This is a genomic window from Sulfurovum sp., assembly GCF_041562805.1.
GTDB lineage: Bacteria > Campylobacterota > Campylobacteria > Campylobacterales > Sulfurovaceae > Sulfurovum.
This window is the reverse complement of the sequence record NZ_JBFFOH010000211.1, coordinates 1-3598: the sequence shown is the minus strand read 5'-3', so window position 1 is coordinate 3598 and position 3598 is coordinate 1. Positions and strand designations below refer to the sequence as shown.

Annotated in this window: 3 protein-coding genes; all 3 read right to left on the bottom strand. The window is 36.5% G+C overall.

Features of this window, described 5'->3' with window-relative positions:
* A partial coding sequence (locus ABYK33_RS14680; RefSeq protein WP_373034048.1) for an ABC transporter transmembrane domain-containing protein occupies positions 1-908 on the bottom strand: 908 nt, incomplete at its 3' end.
* Between the two features lie 204 nt (positions 909-1112).
* Entirely contained in the window at positions 1113-2675 is a 1563-nt protein-coding gene (gene lsrK, locus ABYK33_RS14675; RefSeq protein ID WP_373034047.1) for an autoinducer-2 kinase, read from the bottom strand.
* Positions 2676-2683: 8 nt separating this feature from the next.
* Positions 2684-3598, bottom strand: a 915-nt coding sequence (locus ABYK33_RS14670; RefSeq protein ID WP_373034046.1) for a class II aldolase/adducin family protein, incomplete at its 5' end; no start/stop codon positions are given.

Here is a 3598-nt window from a genome sequence, read left to right as displayed (position 1 = left end):
GCTAAAACGAACATAGATATCATTGCCAATACATTAGATATATTGTTTTCATATTTCCAAACTAAATACGTAATGATAAAAACTATAATTCCAAAACCAACTGCTTCTAAAAAAAGTCTTGGTACATGCCCTAATGTTGCACTAGTAATATTTGCATGAGCATATTTTGAACTTGCATTACCAAAGTCTTTGAGTATTTCTTTATCATTAGACTGAAGTTTTATAAGTTTAAAATTTCCAAAGCTTCTGTTTATTATTTCATAAAATCTTTTTTGAACTTCAGCTCTTATTACTCCCGCCTTCTTAATCTTTCGAGAAACTGTTTTCAACATTAACATCGCATTAAAAACTAAAATTACAGTTAAAAGAAATGTAATCTTATAGTTTATATAAAGCATCATTGAATAAATAAATATGATGATAAAGACCTCACTCATCATCAGTAACCCTGATGATATCAAAGTCGTCAAATGTGTCGCTTCACTTACAATATTCTTCGTCATTGTAGATGAATTTCTACTAATAAAATCTTTATAAGGCAATCCCATATAATTTTCAAAAAGTCGATATGCTAAGAGATGATATCTCCCTTGTGTAAATTTATTTAACAGATAAAAGTAAAGTAGATTTATAATACTTCTAAATACATAAAAGAAAATCAATACAATACCAAATAAAATAACAAACTGAACGTCGTTATCAAAATTAAACATTTGATATATTAAAGAGTAATATTCATTTTCATGAATAAGAGAAAAATTTGTTGCAATAGCAACAAAAGGCATGATAGCAGATATACCAACTGTCTCTATGATTGATATAATTATGGAGAAGAACAATAAGCCTAGTAAAAATTGTTTATCTCTTCGTGTCAATAAACTACGTAACTTCCTAATAGTATTTATCATTTTCTTTCACTAGCTTCACATGGAATTATGGTATTCATCTATCTCCCGTTTTATATTAAGTCATACATATACTTAACTTCTTAATAAGAAAGATTATATCTAAACAGAATTAATCATATGTCTAAATGAAAATCTTCATTTTTTATAGTCTTTATATAATAGACTGATATAAACAAACATTCCACTTCTTTTGTGAAGCTCACTTTACACTCCCGGTGCTTTCCACATAGACTGAGTCAATCCTCTATCCACAAGGCTTAATTGGTTTTCATAGACTTCCTGCCATTGTCCTCTTATATCAGAATACTTACTAAAGTTTTCACTGTTTGGGAGATACCCTTTGTCCCATACCACTAAATCTTCTGCTGCATTGACTATACTCTCATAAATGCCTGCACCTACTCCTGCTGCCATCGCGGCACCTAAAGCCGTAGCTTCTGTTACTTTAGGTACTTTTATCTTACACCCTGTCACATCTGCTAATATCTGGCACCAGAGGGCTCCTTTGCTTGCACCGCCGGCAAAAACTATCTCTGATATCTCAATATGGCTAAAAGCTTTTATCTTTTCCAAGTTAATGGCTGAGACAATGCAGGCATTCTCTTGAAGACTTCTGAACATTGATGCTCTGTTGCACACTTTTGGATCGATAGAAAGATTTAAAAAGCTCGGTGCTGCATGGTACCATTTACCGTACTTCATACTGTCAGAAAAAATAGGGAGTATCCCATAGGAGCCTACGGGTACTTCTTTTGCTTTCTCTTCCAGCACAGTATATGTATCTAACCCTTGCTCAAGCGCTTCCTGTTTTTCTATTTCACAAAAAGCATCTCTAAACCAACGCATCACTAATCCACTAAAAAAAGTAATGCCTTCTGCTTGAGAAAGTCCTTCGACAACATGGGGGTTGACACGGATACTCATGTCTTTAGGTGGCAAGGTATCGCTTTTTATGTTAACTACCTGTTGCCAAAAAGAACCACCAAGTATGGCAACCTGTCCTTCTTTTACCACGCCTAGTCCAGCTGCACCCAACTGTACATCTCCACCACCCATCACTACTTTAGTTGAAGTGGCTAGGCCTGTTTGTTCTGAAGCCTCTAATGTGACTGCTCCCATCACAGTACCCGGCTCTAAAGTTGGAGGAAAGATATCTGCCTTTATGCCTACTTTTTCTGCCATATCCGGTTCCCAGTCTCTATTCTTCAAGGAGTAGATACCCGTAGTCCCTCCATTACTTGGATCCGTAGCGATGATACCGCTCAATTTTGCCAAGATCCAATCTCCTATCATCGAGATGGATGTTACTTTCTCGTAAACTTCAGGTCTATTGTTTTTCAGCCATAAGATTCTCGGCAGTGCGCCCAGTGCAAAAGTTTGTCCTGAAGTTTCGTAAAATGATTCTTCTATGCCCTCATACTGCTCTTTTAGAAACCGTACTTCCTTATCTGCTCGAGCATCCACATTTGCTACTCCCCAGAGTGCTTCACCTTCTTTGTTATAAAGGACGATACCCTCTCGCATAGAGGTTGCACTTACTGCTAAAATATCAGAGCCTTCTAACTTTGCTTCTTTTAACGCATTTTGTATACACCAAACAGCTAGGTCCCAATTCTTTTGAGTATCAAATGTCATGGAACTTGGTACACCCTCAACTTCCAAATGTAGCCACTCTTTTTGTGCTACTGCTACTTGATTACCTTTGGTATCAAAAATAACGGCTCTTACAGAACCGGTTCCTGCATCTATTGCCATAAGGTATTGCATGCTATTTCCTATTTTTTTAATTTAGCTTGTTCTAGTTCCCAATACTCCATAGCAAAACTATCTGGAATGGAGATACTCTGATACCCACCAAGTTTGTCTGCACGCAATACTGCCATCATAGTATGTGTCACAACATCATTGATGACATCTGCTTCTTTTTGTGTCTTACCAAAGCTCACTACCCCCACATTTTTTATGACAGCATATTTAGGTCGAGTATCCAACATGACCTCATCCTTTTTATAAGCATTAAAATAGGCTTCATACCCTACTCTGTAATGTTTTAACGCACTTTCAACCTCATCATCTTCTATCACCAAAGGTATACGCTTCGTACGTATAATATGCTCAGGTGTTAAAACTCCACGTGTCACTTTAGCTCTAAGATTCTCTTGTGATGCATAGTGCAAGGCTAAAGGGGTTTGATTGATATGCATAAATTTATCTATTTTAAGTTCACTCATATCAAAAGCGCTTGGCTCAACTGGATTGAGTGATATAGCAGCATTTTTCTTTAAAAACTCCTCTGCCTTTGTCACTGCATTGATCATCTTATCGTAAGACTTTTTAGCATCATCATCAAAAGTAAAGATCCCATGATTATGCAAGATAATCCCTTCACATTTGGACCAGTCAAAATCATCCTGTGTCATTTCATAGATCTTTTGTGCCAAAATAAACCCGGGCATTACATAAGGGATGATGAGAAAATTGGGGAATAATTCATCTATCAACACTATCCCATTTTTTGAATTGGAAATCGTCACGATAGCATCTGCATGAGTATGGTCCACCACCTTAAAAGGGATGATTGCATGCAAGATAGCTTCAACGGAGGGGTTAGGAGCACTTTTATCTATCATCGCGGCTTTTTGCTGTGCAACCATGTCACTGTCTGACAACTCTTTTAATTTTGCCATGTC

Bases quoted from the DNA above. Each gene is read 5' to 3' on its own strand.
- lsrK (WP_373034047.1), bottom strand. From the start codon at position 2,675: ATGCAATACCTTATGGCAATAGATGCAGGAACCGGTTCTGTAAGAGCC.